Source organism: Nitrincola salilacus (assembly GCF_046271865.1).
Lineage (GTDB): Bacteria > Pseudomonadota > Gammaproteobacteria > Pseudomonadales > Balneatricaceae > Nitrincola > Nitrincola salilacus.
Genome location: NZ_CP176580.1, coordinates 883,632 through 899,640, shown reverse-complemented (window position 1 = coordinate 899,640; position 16,009 = coordinate 883,632). Strand labels below are relative to the sequence as shown.

The window sequence follows — 16,009 nt, the reverse complement described above, 5'->3', positions numbered from 1 at the left end:
ATCAGAGCATATTTTGTCGATTGACACCAATTACCTTGTATTTGAGTTCGGATGAAAGCCAGTGATAGCAAGGGGTTGCATGATATTTCCCTGCTTTACCAATTGACTCCGTGGGGCTCATATGGGTTATACGTAAAGCTATACAGCTACACGCCCAGAGTCTGAGAAATGATTTTTACCGCAACCGCCTTAACTATTTCCAGAGTTGCGCTACCGCCAACACTCTTAAGATGTTGTTGAGTCTTGGCCCAAATGCCAGGATCTCGAACTGCACCCAGATAATCGTGGCCCGCCCACTCTATCCTATTGATGACAAATGCTCGTGGCCCTTTAATGCTGACAGCTTTTGATATAGTAGCATCCAGAAGTCCAGCTCGATCAAGTAGTTGGACATGTTCGGAAACCTCTTCAAGTCTGTCTGAATATAACTCTTCGAAGTCCTTCAGACCGACTCGCTGCTCTGGCTTTGCTTCCTCTGCAACGAGAAGAATATCTCTAATAAGATCAAGGTCCCTTTTCAATTTGCCCCCTCCGACAACGTATAATCGGGATAGGGAGGCACCTCACAATGCCCCTCCTCCCACACCACCGGGCATACGGGTCACGTACCACGGCGGTTCATTTCCTCATTGTCCCTCATGCCGCCAATGATGGCAGCCCCAAGTTGGCAAAATATCTGTTCGACAACGCCCTGTAAAGCGCGGGGCTTTTGCTTAAGCGCCAGGGTCCGTGAGCAGATTTAGCCGTATTCCACGCCGTCCAGCGATCTACCCCTAAATGACGTAGTTTGCGGTACCCACTACGACCCCATTGCTTCCAGATATAGCAACGCAATTTCCGCCTGATCCCCCGAGTTCAACAGTTCAGCGTATAAGTAACTGATTTATATAGATCGCGATCAAAAACGTTCCACTACAAACTCAGATAATCAGTGCTAACCGTCGGTTTTTCGATGTTCAGTGCTTTGAGTATATCCAACTGCTCACTCGTCATGGATGAGAGACCTGTGACAGGGCTGCCATTCAGGCTTGCCTGGTGATACTGGATACGACGCAACTGCGCCAGGGCTCTCATCGGTGAGTGCGCTGAGTCTGCTGCCTTGAGGCGCATCCGCATCACTCTATGCAGGACCAGCGCAATGAAGCAGATCATCGCATGTGCCCGGATACGTTCCGGTAACCGGTGGTACACCGGCCCGATCTCAATGTCTGATTTCAACGCCTTGAAGCCACGCTCGATATCCGCCAGCGACTTGTAGTGTCTGACCACTTCGTCAGGCGCCAGATCCTGCACGTTGGTGACCAGCAGCAGTTTGCCATCCATCAGGCGCGCTTGCTGCAAGGCAGAAGCATCCACATCATAGCTGAACAGTGGACTCTTCAGATTGACTTTAACGATCTTTGCCAAGCCAGACTCGCTGACTTCTTTATACAGACGGGCCGTGGCCCCACCGCCTGAGAGCTTGCGGCCACGCGCTTTCTCGCCCTCATCCTGTCGATCCAGCTTGGCGGCAAGCCGTTCCGCTTCCTGCTCAAGCGCTTCGATTCGCGCATCACGGGTGGCAATTTCATCCGCCGCCCGTCGGGGATCATGAGCAATGATCAGGCGTTGTTTCTGCCATTTGGATTCTGTGATCACTTCTGCGGTGGCGTCGGCGAACACGCTGCTCTGCAGCGGTTCCAGTATCGGTTCAAAGTCGCCGTATCGCCGCCCCGGCACGGCCAGAATGAACTCCAGTGGCTGGCCGCTGGGCAGGGTGATCTGTTGCAGCTCTTCCAGGTTATCGATCGACAGTAAGCCACGGTCAGCCACCACGATAATACGTTTAACCGGAAAGCGCTCAATGATGGTCTGCACCGTGGGCTGCAGGGTTTTGACCTCGGCGGTGTTACCTTCGAACACTTCGTGGTACAGCGGCAAGCCATCCGCAGTCTGGACCATACCCAGCATGACCTGACGCCGGATGCCGCCCTCTTTGGAGCGTCCATATTGACGCAACTCGTTCGCCTGTTGTGTCAGACCTTCTGCTCGAATCGTGGTCATGTCGTAAAATACAACAGACAACTCCTGATCAATCAAGGGCCGCAGCAGCTCTGTTACTTTGTCATTTACCGCAGCCTGATGCTCATTGAGCGCATCCATGGCGCGCAGCAGGTGTTGATGATCGATCTTGTCCATACCGCTGACACCCGGTATGCACACGGTCTCCAGCCAGCGCAGGACGCCCAGTTTGGAGTCGGGTGAGGTCAGCCGGTTCATGACCATGATGCGGATCAGCGACTCAATCTGGATGCTGTGCCGGGTACCCCGAAAGACCTTGCGTAACTGATCAAAGCCCAGGGCATTCCAGAGCTGAGTCAACGCCCAGACGTCGCCGAGCGCACGGGATGACTCGAACGCAACGTCGGGCTTATCGGGTAGTGAGCGACCCGTGATACGGCAGAGTCCTTCGACAACGGACTCCAGCTCGTCGCCGAGCTTGTCCAGCCGCCCCAGTGTGGCAATCGTACGTTGCTTCGGGCGGCCGTTCTCGTCTCGATAGGCTTCCACGAGCTGAACGTATTTGCGGGGACCGGATGTAGTGACTTTGACAAACATGCCATGACTATATCAATTTTAAAGCACTATTAAAAGGAAATAGTTATCCACAGACATGCCATTACATGGCATTTGAAAATATCAACACCTAAACCCGCATGATTACTGGTGTCGGTACAGGAAAACAGGGGTTATTCAGTGGATAACTGTCGAACTCGGGTGATCCATTTGTCTATGTCACGCAGCGGGCTCAGTACCTCAGCGATGCCAAAGTACGCTTTCCAACCAAGCAGGTATTTCTTCAAGTCTGCGATAACATGCAACAGGTTATGGCCTCTCGTTCGGCGGCTTAACGCCCTGACACGTTCTTTAAGTTTAACAATGGCTTTATCAGCCACTTTAATACGGTGATCGCGTCGTGGGCTAACCGTAAACCCCAGAAAGCTCCGTTTCCAAGGACGGTCTACTGCGCTCTTATCGTTATTAACCCTGAGCCGGAGGCGTCGTTCGATAAATCGCTGCACACTCGTTTTAATGCGCTCAGCTGATCGCTGGCTTCCAGCAAATATCTGACAGTCGTCAGCGTATCGGCTGAAGCAATGCCCTCTTTGTTCCAGCTCCCAGTCAAGCTCGTCCAATACAATATTAGCCAGTACTGGCGATAACGGGCCACCCTGTGGGACGCCCTCCTTACTCGCCGTTAATTGCTGGTCTTTCTGCACGGGACTTTTCAGGTATTTCCTGATCAGCTTCAGCAGTGTTTGATCTTGTATTTTCATTCCCAGACGGTACATCAACCGGTCATGGTTGACGGTATCAAAGAATGCTTCTAGATCCAGATCCACGACCCAGTGTTTACCTTGCACTATTACTGTTTGTGCATGCCGGATGGCTTGGTGTGCACTGCGCCGTGGTCTGAAGCCATAACTGTTGGGGTGGAAGGTCGGTTCCCAGAGCTGGCTAATAACTTGCGCAATGGCTTGTTGGATAAGGCGATCAATGACCGTCGGTATACCCAACTTGCGAAGCTTCCCGTCAGCCTTAGGGATTTCAACCCGCCTAACCGCTTGTGGCGAGTATTTACCACTGGTCAGGCGCTCCCTGAGTTCAGGCCAGTGGGTATGGAGGTAGGTCGACAGTTGATCCGTCGTCATACCATCAATGCCCGCCGCACCCTTGTTGCGTTTCACTTGTTGTAAAGCTCGTACCAGATTGTTCCTATCAAGTACTTGCTCCATCAATGAGCTTTCAATGATTGGTAATTGAACAGGATTTTCAGCAGCACGGATTTCACCCATCACAGAGTGTGATGCTCGTTTATCGAGTGGGTCAGGTGCATTATCCGTTCTCATTCAATCAGTCCATACCAGAAATGTTCGGGCCTTCAATGAGCAAGAGTCTCATTTACTATGCCCTCTGCTGACTTCTGCATTGCGATCACGCCGAATTGCTTTGACGTCAGTTGGTCCATCAACACAGTGCAGATCTCCCAGGGTAAGGCACTTAACTTTCCTCGCGTAGACGCCGAATTTATAAAACCTAGGCCCGTTGCAGATGGAGGGCTTAACAGTCACGTGCCCGCTGGCCCCGCCTAGATCACACCTCATATCCGGTTCTTGTTCATCGCCCCGCGATTTTGCCTTGGGCTTCCTCCAGCCATGACCTCACGATCACAACCTTGCCCTTTGGCTAACCTTCGGCTCTGCGAATACCTGGTACGAGGACTTCCACCTCGCTAGTTAAGTGCCATGCCTGGCACACACGTTTGAATTCAGCGGCCTGCGCGGCTTTTCGCGCAGGTCCGGTGGAATGATGGGTTGGGCAACGGAAGGCTAAAGCTACTGAATCCAATCATCGACGGTACGCCTCTTGACCTTCTTGCTTGGCATCAGTATTGGCTCACCCCAATCAAATAGAGAAACCGATACTCTCTGCTTCTTGCCTTGGAAAACAGTTCGGATCATTCCACCAATGTTCTCAAGAAAAGGAGGCTCAAGATCGGCATATAGAGGGTAGCCTTCTGGAAATTTTCTCCGCTCGTTCCAATACATTGCGCGAGAAAATACGAACATAAAGATCAGCATTGCTCCCATGCCGAAAGGCAGCATCAGATATGTAGGAATGCTATCTGGGTTGGTTCGAAGAATAGAAAGGCCATAGTCCTTCAAAATGAACCAACCACCAATTAGGAAGCCTGGAAGCGTATTCGCAATGAGTATTAGCAAGAAGAGGGCCGAGAGCCGCTCTCCAATGGAGGCCCTTACTTCCTCTGCCGTGTGATCGATTGGGATTTCTTGACCAACTATCCTTCCGGTTATTTGTACTTCCGCCATTGGGTTACCGGTCACGAAGAGAGGGAGCACCAAGTACTCTTTGGGATTTATACAATCGAAAGTAATTGAAAGGGTGTTCGGGGTGGTGATGGTGGCCGAACAGACCGTTTGGTCCTCTACAGGTATCGTTCGTGCGCCAACAAGGCTAGCGTCAGCACCAACCTTAACTTCAAGTGGAGCTGACGGGATTAGATCAGCATGAGTAATGGGTTGATTGCCTCTGTTCCAAATCAAGAGACCGATTGCATAAATACCTTTGTGGCGAGTGCCGCTTTCGTCGCACACATGGAATGGAATGTCGTCAGGCAATTCAGAAACAATCCCGCGCATAACAAGACGGGCTTCAAGGCGCTTGTAAGGATGGCTTGAGCCTATCCCAAAGATCGATAGCACAACCCTGAAGAGTGCGGTAATCGGAGAAAGTATTTCACCAAATGTCATCGATGCGCCTCCTTGGCAGTTGCCCAACAGTTCGTTAATGAGGTCTACGACCTCAGAATAAATATTTAGAAGGTATACTTTATTCGACACCCAATAATTCGCAACCAAAACATAACCATATGTTTTAAATGAATAAATTATAATTACAGAGCTCACCCAATCAAACAATCAGGTAACTCAAATATCAGGCTACCCACCCAACTGAGTGTCAGGTACCGGGAGTGACTATCAGGGGGAGTCCGCAACAGGGATGTTGCGGTCTAGGCCCAATACTGTTTAGTTAAATATCACCACTGGCACCGGATCACAAGGCTGGTGCAGTGGATCTCCCCGTTTGCGGATAGGGAAATTACCCATCTTCCGCTTTACTCCGCGCGGGTTCCGTCGGCCACGGCTGGTCACTGCTCGCCCGCTAGATATCTCCTTCAGCAAGCTGTTGAGCCATGCCTGGCGCTGCTTAGGGGGGAATGGAGCCGGAAGCCGGCAGGCGGCGCCTCAACACCCGCACCGCGTGGATAAACGATAAATCCTCCGCGGCTTGGGCTGTGGTCGTCGCGGCCTGCGTCATCAACCGCCTCACCGCCGCATGCGCAATCAGTAGCGCATAGAACTCTTGCTCAACCAAATCCGGTCGCTTGCTGCGCAATATGACCGCACGCTCTGCGAGATGCACTTTGAATTCGTCAAAGGCCTGCTCGATGGTCCAACGGCGGTGGTACAAGGCGGCCAGCGCCAGCGCTGGCGCCTCCTCGCTATCGTGCCAGTTAGTAATCAATCGGTACAACGGTTCCTGATCGGGAATACCTTCCAGGGCGTATTCGATAACCCGCACCTGAACGCCCTCCGTCTTGCGCCGTCGCGCTTTATCACCCGGATACAGGGTCGTCAGGTAAGAACCATCAGGTAGTTCCTGTTCACGCGGCAGAAGCAGGCTGCTCTTAACGCGGAATAGCAGCTTGGCCCCGGTGGCGCATCCGCGTTGCCAGAAAGCGTAGCTATAAAAATTTCTGTCCGCCGTCACTAACATGGAGGGGTTCGCTTGATCGATAACCGCTCCTGCCAAACTGCGCTCGTCACTGCCGTAAGGGCCGGGATTGGCGTAACACAGCATGTGGGTGCCACATTCGGCCATGGCGACAAAGCGCAGCTTCGGAAAGGCGCTGCTGCCCCGGGAAGCTCCCGGGTAACCAAAGTAGGCAGCATTGCCTTTCTCATCGGGCATGTCGAGCGTGGAACCGTCCAGTGCCATGACCCGCAGCCCCCGGTAACACACACCCGGCATATCCGCTGGCCCATGGGGCTGGACCTGCTCGTAATACAGATCGCGCAACGGCGCGACACCGACTTTTCCTCGCGCTTGGGAAATAGCGCCTTTAGTGACCGTCGCCTTCGCCAGTGAGTCATCACCGAGCAACTGGCGCAACCCCTCGATGACCAGGCGAAGCACTTCCTCGTAAGCGACGTTGCCGTACAGCACCATCGCCATCACAAAGTACACCAGCACTTCGTGCGGCAAGCCGCGCCGGCGCTGGCTGTGAACACCGTGTGCCGACAGAGCTTCCCGAACCCTCTCTACCGGACAGTTCATCGCCAGAAAGCCTACTGTCAGGTAATCGGCCAACCTGGCGCCCGTCGACAACTCTGCTTTCGTTCTCGCCATGCTCATCCCCTTTCTTGGAAACATAGCGGACATTTTGACACAAAATCGTTAACTAAACAGTATTGGGTCTAGGCCCCATGGACGGGTTTACGTCGACCCCGGATAGGCGCACCCGGTGCCTGGCACGGGTCGGTGGCACTTCGACTTTTCAACCGAAAAACACGCTACCGCCCCGACGGTGCTCCATCACACTTGACTACGTCCTGTTTGTTATCTGAATCTAATACATACTTTTTGTATGTGCAATCCTACTATCTGCTTTATTCAGACCCATCGGTACCCATCGCACCAGCAAAATCAAGCTGCCGCCAGGCTTCATACACCACGATGGCACAGGCATTAGAAAGGTTGAGGCTACGACTGTCGGCACACATCGGCAGGCGCAAACCACTGTGCTGCTCACGCACGGCTGGGGGTAATCCGCGGGTTTCCGGGCCGAACAGCAGCATATCGCCGGGGGTAAAGCGGGCATCAGTATAGCGGGTGGTGGCATGCGTGGTCAGCGCCCAGACCTGCCCGGGCGCCACACTGGCGATGCATTGGTCCAGATCGTCATGCACCTTGACCCTGGCCCACTCGTGATAATCAAGTCCGGCACGCCGTAGGCGCTTGTCATCCAGCTCGAAGCCGAGCGGGCGAATCAGGTGCAGATGAAAGCCGGTGTTGGCACACAAACGGATGATGTTACCGGTATTGGGCGGTATCTCCGGCTCAAACAACACGACATGCAGCATGCTACAGGGCTCCCAGGCAGATTCGGTGATTCAGGCAACAGTTGTAGCCTGAAGGGGGCCCATTATAACGATCTGTGCGCAGCCGTGTTAATCATCATCCTCATCGGCCATCACTTCATCAAGGTTCAATTCCTTGATCTTGCGGGTCAGGGTATTGCGTCCCCAGCCCAGCAACTGCGCCGCATCGCGTCGTCGGCCTGCCGTATGTTTCAGCGCAACCTCAATCATCGCCCGCTCAAACTGCGGCACCGCCTCATCCAGAATCGAGACACGCCCGCGTGACAGCTGCTGATCGGCCCAATGACGCAACAGTTGCTCCCAACTGCCACTGACCACACTGCCACTCTCCTGCTGCTCCAGCAGCTCCGGTGGCAGATCAGACACCAGCACTTCGCGCCCTGATGCCATCACCGTCAGCCAGCGACAGGTATTCTCCAACTGCCGCACATTCCCCTGCCACGGCAGTTCACAGAGGAAGGCTTCCGTCTCGGACTTGAGCATCTTCGGCTCGACATTAAGCTCTTCGGCAGAGCGCGCCAGAAAGTAGCGCGCCAGCCGTGGGATATCTTCACGCCGCTGCGACAGCTTTGGAATATGGATACGGATGACGTTAAGCCGATGAAAAAGGTCTTCACGAAAGCGCCCTTCCCGCACCAGTTGTTCCAGGTTCTGATGGGTGGCAGCGATGATTCGCACATCCACCTTGACCGGTGTATGCCCACCGACCCGATAGAACTCGCCATCTGCCAGTACACGCAGCAGGCGGGTCTGGGTTTCGGCTGGCATATCACCGATCTCATCCAGAAACAGCGTGCCACCGTCGGACTGTTCGAAGCGACCCCGCCTTGCAGCGGCAGCACCGGTAAAGGCACCCTTCTCATGCCCGAACAGCTCAGACTCAATCAGATCACGTGGAATGGCGGCCATGTTCAACGGGATGAAGGGTTTGCTGGCACGTGGGCTGTGCCGATGCAGCGCATGTGCCACCAACTCCTTTCCCGTACCGGAATCACCATTGATCAGCACGGTAATATTGGACTGCGACAGCCGACCGATCGCCCGGAACACCTCCTGCATGGCAGGGGCTTCACCGATGATCTCGGCGGTGTCGGGATTTTCCTGATCCGGGGTTTTCTGGCGCCGCTCATAGGCATGTTCCAGTGCTCTGCGCACCAGTGCCACGGCATCATCGACATCAAAGGGCTTGGGCAGGTACTCAAAGGCGCCACCGCGATAGGAGGCCACGGCGCTGTCGAGATCCGAATGGGCGGTCATGATGATGATCGGCATATCCGGATAGAGTCCCTGAATATGCTCCAGCAGTTGCAGGCCATCGGTACCCGGCATTCTGATATCACTGACGATGGCGTCCGGCTGTTCCCGCTCCAGACGTTTAATCAGCTCGTCTGCACTTTCAAACGCTGAGGCCTGAATACCGGCAGAACTGAGGGCCTTGTCCAGCACCCATCGGATCGATCGGTCATCATCCACAATCCAGACATTACCCGGCGTTTTCATACTTTTGCTCCAGTGGAATTAGTAATTGGAAACGGGTTTGCCCAGGCTCTGATGAGCATTCGATCAGCCCTTTATGCTGATTGATGATCGCCTGTGCTATCGACAGGCCAAGCCCTGATCCATCGGCACGCCCCGTGACCATTGGATAAAAAATTGAGTTCACCAGATCGGGTGGTATACCGGGTCCGTTGTCGATAATCTCGACTGAACAGACCAGGCGGTGTTTCTCGCTGCCCAGCGTGATCTGTCGCAGCGCACGGGTTCTGATCATGATCTGCGGATCCGGTGTTGCGGCTCCCTGCAGCGCCTCCATGGCGTTGCGCACGATATTCAGAATCGCCTGGATCAACTGCTCTTTATCACCCCTGAACTCAGGAATACTGGGATCATAATCGCGCAGGAACACCAACGTGCTGCCCGATTCGGCACTGACCAGGCTGCAAACCCGCTCCAGCAACGCATGGATATTGACGTCCTCAATGCGCGGCAGCTTGTGCGGACCCAGCAGACGATCCACCAGATTGCGCAGGCGATCCGCTTCGTCGATGATAACGCGGGTGTAATCGTGCAGCTCCTCGTTATCCAGCTCCCGCTCCAGCAGTTGCGCCGCACCCCGAATTCCGCCCAGCGGATTCTTGATCTCATGCGCCAGTCCGCGAACCAGTGAACGCGCCGTGGCATGTCGGGTCAGCAGTTCCTCTTCGCGTTCGATGCGCATCAGACGATCTCTGGCCTGAATCTCCAACAGCAATCCCTTGTGGGACATGGGGTTAACGCTGTAATCCACGATCAGCTCCTGCCCTGCCTGAGTGATCAGTCTGGCTTCACGCTTGCTGTAGGGATGCCCGGTACGGAAAGACTCACGCAACACCTCCAGATCCTCCTTGCAGGGTGACAACCACTCTTCAAAGGGCCGGTTCAACAGGCGCCGCGAAGAGGCCTCCAGCAACATCTCGGCAGCCGGGTTCATGTACTGAATACACAACTGCTGATCCAGCAACAGTACGGCTGTGGTCAGGTTTTCCAGTATCTGGCGACTTACATCGTGACGAAACATTCACCCACTCTCCGATCTCTTGTTACTGATCTTGCAAAATAGAGGCCACAACTCACTATCGGGCTCAACTAGCCTGAAACTGACCTGAAACCAGCCTGAAACTGGCATGACAGGGCTATGGCGTTAGTGCTGGCGTAGTGTTGGGGTAGCTCTGCAGTATGCTGACGTAGTCTCTGGCAGGCACCTATGCAGCATCACACCAAAAAAGGACATTCACTATGCACCATTATAGTGCATAACTCACAATTAGCGTGCATCCAACAAAAATATGATTTTTAATCAATCAGATAACCCGCCCTCTCCTCTGCACTCTTGCAGGGCTACTACTTGCAGGGCTACTCTCTGCAAAGCCCAGAGGAGAGGGTCATTACCCCCAAGACAAAAAAACCTCCCGGAGGAGGTTTTTTGATATCGCCTGCAGGCCTCTTAAACTGAGTAGTACAGGTCGAATTCGACTGGGTGAGTGGTCATGTTGACACGCTCAACATCAGCACGTTTCAGCTTGATGTAAGCATCCAGCATATCCTTGGAGAACACGCCGCCCTTGGTCAGGAACTCGTGATCTGCTTCCAGACAATCCAGTGCTTCAGTCAGGCTTGATGCAACAGTCGGGATCAGCTTGGCTTCTTCAGCTGGCAGATCGTAAAGATCCTTGTCAGCTGGGTCGCCAGGGTGAATCTTGTTCTGGATACCGTCGATACCCGCCATCAGCAGTCCGGCAAAGCACAGGTAAGGGTTGGCAGCTGGATCAGGGAAACGCGCTTCCACACGACGTGCTTTAGGCGTAGTGGTGTAAGGAATACGCAGAGACGCTGAACGGTTACGGGCAGAGTAAGCCAGCATGACTGGTGCTTCAAAGCCTGGTACCAGACGCTTGTAAGAGTTGGTAGAAGGGTTGCAAAGGGCGTTCAGCGCCTTGGCATGTTTTACGATACCACCGATATAGTACAGAGCTGTTTCGCTCAGACCACCGTAGCCGTCACCGGCAAAGATGTTGACGCCATCTTTGTTCATGGACAGGTGAACATGCATACCTGAACCATTGTCGCCTACCAGCGGCTTAGGCATGAAGGTAGCTGTTTTGCCATAAGCATGAGCAACGTTGTGTACGGCATATTTCAGAATCTGTACTTCGTCAGCTTTCTTCACCAACGTGTTGCCACGCACACCGATTTCGCACTGACCAGCAGTCGCTACTTCGTGGTGGTGAACTTCGATGGTCAGACCCATCGCTTCCATCGCGTCGCACATCGCCGCACGCAGATCATGCAGAGAGTCGATTGGTGGAACTGGGAAGTAACCACCTTTTACACGTGGACGGTGACCGGTGTTGCCACCTTCAATTTTGTGGCTGGATGCCCAGGAAGCTTCTTCGGAGGAGATGGTGTAACCACAGCCACCGATATCCGCATGCCAGTTAACTTCGTCAAATACGAAGAACTCTGGCTCAGGGCCAAGCATCGCTGTATCAGCGATACCAGTAGATTTCAGGTACTGCTCAGCACGCAGAGCAACAGAGCGTGGGTCACGGTCATAACCCTGACCGGTAGCTGGCTCAACGATGTTGCAGCGAACGATAACAGTAGGCGCTTCGCAGAAAGGATCCAGGATTGTTGCACTGTCGTCAGGCATCAGGATCATGTCGGATTCGTTGATACCCTTCCAACCGGCGATTGAAGAGCCATCAAACATTTTTCCTTCTTCAAAGAAGGAATCACCCATATCAGATACCGGAATAGTGACGTGCTGCTCTTTACCTTTAAAATCGGTAAAACGCATGTCGACCCACTTTGCACCGCTTTCTTTAATCAGATTCAGAGTATGCTCTGACATACGACTCTCTCCACTTGAATGAATTGTTGTCCGGAAGTCCGATCTGGCACTTCAAACCGGTTGCAACGACTTGCCTTCCTCTTGTCTTTTTACTAAGCAAACACCGTGCCAGCACCAAATAAGTGCTGACCACCTTGATTTCAGGGACCCATTACGGGGCCAAGCCATTTCATGGTGCACCATAATGTTTCATCACAGCTTTTGAGCGCACCAAATCAGTGCGATATAGAAAATTTGCTCTCCATAACTCCCAATTGCTGATCACCAGCTTATACCAAACCACATTTTCCTGCCCTATCCTGGAGCGACAAGAATATAATTGACAAGCAAGTGCTTTAGTGATCGATTGTTGACCGCGTGTCCCGTATAATGTTGGCCTTCGAAACAGGACCCCAGGTAGAGCGCGTGATCCAGAACCTAAGAAATATCGCCATCATCGCCCACGTCGATCATGGCAAAACTACACTCGTCGATAAACTTCTACAACAGTCAGGTACTCTGCATCGTCGCGATGAAGGGCAAGAGCGTGTCATGGACTCCAATGACCAGGAGCGCGAGCGTGGTATCACGATTCTGGCCAAAAACACCTCTATTCTCTGGCATGACTACCGTATCAATATCGTAGACACTCCGGGGCATGCTGACTTCGGTGGCGAAGTTGAACGTGTTCTCTCCATGGTGGACTCTGTTCTGCTGCTGGTCGATGCGGTTGATGGCCCAATGCCACAGACTCGCTTCGTGACCCAGAAAGCTTTCGCCAGAGGCCTGCACCCGATTGTGGTCATCAACAAGGTTGACCGCCCCGGTGCTCGCCCTGATTGGGTCGTTGATCAGGTCTTTGATCTTTTCGACAACCTCGGCGCCACTGATGAACAGCTCGATTTCCCCATCATCTACGCCTCTGCCCTGAATGGCATTGCAGGCCTGGATGTTGAGAACATGAGCGAAGACATGACACCGCTGCTTGAAGCGATTATCGAACACGTTGATGCGCCTCATGTTGATCCCGACGGCCCGCTGCAGATGCAGATCTCTGCACTGGACTACAACAGCTATGTCGGCGTTATCGGTATCGGTCGTATCACACGTGGCCGTCTGACGCCCAACACTCAGGTGAAGATCGTTGACAGCCATGCAGGTCTGCGTTCAGGCCGCGTGTTGCAGGTCATGGGCTACCATGGTCTGGAGCGTATTGAAGTCACTGATGCCCAGGCAGGCGATATCGTTTGTGTCACCGGTCTGGATAAGCTGAACATATCCGATACGCTGTGCGATCCGAATACGGTTGAAGCACTGCCGGCACTGGCAGTAGACGAACCGACCGTTTCCATGACATTCCAGGTCAATGACTCACCTTTTGCAGGTAAAGAAGGCAAGTTCATTACCAGCCGTAATATCAAGGATCGTCTCGAGCGCGAACTGGTGCACAACGTTGCACTGCGCGTTCAGCAGGGTGACAGCCCTGAGAAATTCAAGGTATCCGGTCGTGGCGAACTGCATCTGTCGGTTCTGATCGAGTCCATGCGCCGCGAAGGTTATGAGATCGGCGTATCACGTCCAGAAGTTATTCAGAAAGAAGTGGATGGCGTCATTCACGAGCCTTATGAACTGGTCATGCTGGATGTTGAAGAGCATCATCAGGGATCCGTCATTGAGGATCTGGGCAAGCGTAAAGGCGACATGACCAATATGGAAGTGGATGGTAAGGGTCGTGTACGCATTACCTTCATGATCCCTTCACGTGGCCTGATCGGCTTCCGCAGCCAGTTCCTGACCATGACATCCGGTACCGGCATCATGACCTCGATCTTTGACCACTATGGTCCGGTCAAGGCGGGTGAACTGGGCAATCGTCAGAATGGCGTGCTGGTTTCCATGGTCAACGGTAAAGTGCTGGGTTATGCCCTGTTCACTCTGCAGGAGCGCGGACGTCTGTTCGTCGACCCTAACATCGAAGTCTACGAAGGCATGGTTATCGGTATCCACAGCCGTAACAACGACCTGGTGGTTAACCCCACCAAGGGCAAACAGCTGACCAACGTACGTGCCTCCGGTACCGATGAGAACATCGTCCTGACACCGCCTATCCGCTTCTCGCTGGAACAGGCACTGGACTTTATTGAAGATGACGAGCTGGTCGAAGTGACACCTAACAGCATCCGCATCCGCAAGAAGTTCCTGAAAGAGAATGAGCGCAAGCGTAACAAGAAGTAATCGCTGAGCTACCCTGCAAAGGCGCTGTCGGATACTCTCCGGCAGCGCCTTTGTCATTTCTGGGCTCCCCCCCCATTCACCCCCCCTATTTATGCCTTTCAGCGGTGATATACTGTTGGCTGATTCCCTCATCAAAGGAAAGCCGATGCGCACCCTTTATCCAGAGATTCAGTGCAATAAAAGTTATCAACTGGCTGTCGGCTCTGGCCATAACCTCTATATAGAGGAGTCCGGCAATCCCAATGGCATTCCGGTACTGTTTGTCCATGGCGGGCCGGGAGGCGGAACCTCACCTAATCATCGCCGCTTCTTCAACCCGGATCGCTACCGCATCATTCTGTTTGATCAGCGTGGCTGCGGCCAATCCACACCCCATGCCAGCCTGATCGATAACACCACCGCACATCTGATTGAGGATATGGAAAAAATCCGTGACCTGCTCTCGGTGGAACAATGGTTTCTGTTTGGTGGCTCCTGGGGCTCAACACTGAGCCTGCTCTACGCCCAGGCGCACCCTGAGCGCGTGCTGGGCATGATTCTGCGTGGGATTTTTCTGTGCCGTGATGAGGATATCAACTGGTTTTATCAATCCGGAGCCAGTGCGATTTTTCCCGATTACTGGCAGGATTATCTGCACCCCATTCCACCCGAGGAGCATGACGATCTGCTCAACGCCTTCCACCGCAGGCTGACATCCAACAATGAGATAGCCCGCATGTCAGCAGCAAAAGCCTGGTCGGTCTGGGAGGGGCGCTGCTCGACTCTCAACCCCAATCAGGATGTGGCCGAGCATTTTGCCAACCCGCACTTCGCCCTGGCCATGGCGCGCATCGAGGCACACTACTTTGTCAACAAGGCCTTTATCGAGACGAATCAGATCCTGCACGACACAGCGCGGATCCATGACATTCCTACAGTCATCGTACATGGCCGTTATGATATGGTCTGCCCGATAAAACAAGCGTATGAACTCTATCAATTACTACCTCAGGCCGAGCTGCATATCGTCCGCGATGCTGGCCACTCTGCATTTGAACCCGGTATTATCGACAACCTGATACACACTACCGATAAATTTGCAGAATGGAGCGCATGACAGCGATATGAAGGGATTGATTCAGCGCGTGAGCAGTGCCGCCGTGGATGTCGACGGCCAGCGCATCGGCGAGATAGATCAGGGGATTCTGCTGCTGCTCGGTGTGGAGCGGATCGATAATGAAGCCAGTGCCGATAAACTGCTGCAGAAAGTGCTCAACTATCGCATTTTCTCGGATGCAGAGGGCAAGATGAACCTGAATCTGCAGCAGGTCGGTGGGGGCCTGCTGGTCGTCTCTCAGTTCACCCTGGTTGCCGATACCCGCAAAGGCCTGCGCCCCGGCTTCTCCTCCGGCGCCACACCTGCCGAAGGTGAGCGTCTGTACAACTATTTCCTTGAACAGGCTCGCGCCATTCATCCGGTGGTTGCCTGCGGCAGCTTCGGTGCCAACATGCAGGTCAGCCTGACTAATGATGGGCCGGTGACTTTTATGCTGGAGGGGTGAAGTGCTGCATGGGTGAAGTGTTGGATGAGACAGGAAACGACAGAGCCCAGTAGCCTCCCCTTGATCCCTATAACAAAAGCCAGTACTCTTTTGCGCAAACAAGGGCCGGACCGCCCTGAAGGATGATTTTTTAATAAGGA

At 53.5% G+C, this 16,009-nt stretch carries 12 protein-coding genes; 3 read left to right on the top strand and 9 right to left on the bottom strand.

Annotated features, from left to right (window positions below; all coding sequences use genetic code 11):
- Positions 1-146: 146 nt before the first annotated feature.
- From ACK3CJ_RS04060 to glnA, 9 genes are all read right to left on the bottom strand, one after another.
- Positions 147-521 (bottom strand): DUF2513 domain-containing protein, encoded by a 375-nt coding sequence (locus tag ACK3CJ_RS04060; RefSeq protein WP_409525144.1) that lies wholly within the window; start codon positions 519-521, stop codon positions 147-149.
- Positions 522-912: 391 nt separating this feature from the next.
- Entirely contained in the window at positions 913-2,598 is a 1,686-nt protein-coding gene (locus tag ACK3CJ_RS04055) for an IS1634 family transposase (RefSeq protein ID WP_409522523.1), read from the bottom strand.
- A gap of 131 nt (positions 2,599-2,729) precedes the next feature.
- Entirely contained in the window at positions 2,730-3,890 is a 1,161-nt protein-coding gene (gene ltrA / locus ACK3CJ_RS04050) for a group II intron reverse transcriptase/maturase (protein ID WP_409525143.1), read from the bottom strand.
- A 486-nt stretch (positions 3,891-4,376) separates the two neighbouring features.
- Positions 4,377-5,312, bottom strand: a complete 936-nt coding sequence (locus ACK3CJ_RS04045) for a hypothetical protein (protein ID WP_409525142.1) — start codon at positions 5,310-5,312, stop codon at positions 4,377-4,379.
- A 457-nt stretch (positions 5,313-5,769) separates the two neighbouring features.
- The gene (locus ACK3CJ_RS04040; protein ID WP_409525141.1) at positions 5,770-6,972 is read right to left on the bottom strand and encodes an IS4 family transposase; all 1,203 of its coding nucleotides are present in this window, start codon (positions 6,970-6,972) and stop codon (positions 5,770-5,772) included.
- 260 nt (positions 6,973-7,232) lie between these two features.
- Positions 7,233-7,706, bottom strand: a complete 474-nt coding sequence (gene trmL, locus ACK3CJ_RS04035) for a tRNA (uridine(34)/cytosine(34)/5-carboxymethylaminomethyluridine(34)-2'-O)-methyltransferase TrmL (RefSeq protein ID WP_409525140.1) — start codon at positions 7,704-7,706, stop codon at positions 7,233-7,235.
- An 87-nt stretch (positions 7,707-7,793) separates the two neighbouring features.
- Positions 7,794-9,224, bottom strand: a complete 1,431-nt coding sequence (glnG, locus tag ACK3CJ_RS04030; RefSeq protein ID WP_409525138.1) for a nitrogen regulation protein NR(I) — start codon at positions 9,222-9,224, stop codon at positions 7,794-7,796.
- The gene (gene glnL, locus ACK3CJ_RS04025; protein WP_409525137.1) at positions 9,208-10,281 is read right to left on the bottom strand and encodes a nitrogen regulation protein NR(II); all 1,074 of its coding nucleotides are present in this window, start codon (positions 10,279-10,281) and stop codon (positions 9,208-9,210) included. Before glnL ends, glnG begins: the two co-directional genes overlap by 17 nt.
- Positions 10,282-10,707: 426 nt before the next feature.
- On the bottom strand, positions 10,708-12,114 hold the full coding sequence (glnA, locus tag ACK3CJ_RS04020; RefSeq protein ID WP_409525136.1) for a glutamate--ammonia ligase: 1,407 nt from the start codon (positions 12,112-12,114) through the stop codon (positions 10,708-10,710).
- 405 nt (positions 12,115-12,519) lie between these two features.
- On the opposite strand from glnA, the gene typA reads away from it, so the two are divergent.
- From typA to dtd, 3 genes are all read left to right on the top strand, one after another.
- Positions 12,520-14,328, top strand: coding sequence for a translational GTPase TypA (typA, locus tag ACK3CJ_RS04015; protein ID WP_409525135.1), 1,809 nt, complete (start codon positions 12,520-12,522; stop codon positions 14,326-14,328).
- Between the two features lie 145 nt (positions 14,329-14,473).
- Positions 14,474-15,424, top strand: a complete 951-nt coding sequence (pip, locus tag ACK3CJ_RS04010) for a prolyl aminopeptidase (protein WP_409525134.1) — start codon at positions 14,474-14,476, stop codon at positions 15,422-15,424.
- 7 nt (positions 15,425-15,431) lie between these two features.
- Positions 15,432-15,869 (top strand): D-aminoacyl-tRNA deacylase, encoded by a 438-nt coding sequence (dtd, locus tag ACK3CJ_RS04005; RefSeq protein ID WP_409525133.1) that lies wholly within the window; start codon positions 15,432-15,434, stop codon positions 15,867-15,869.
- Positions 15,870-16,009: the final 140 nt, after the last annotated feature.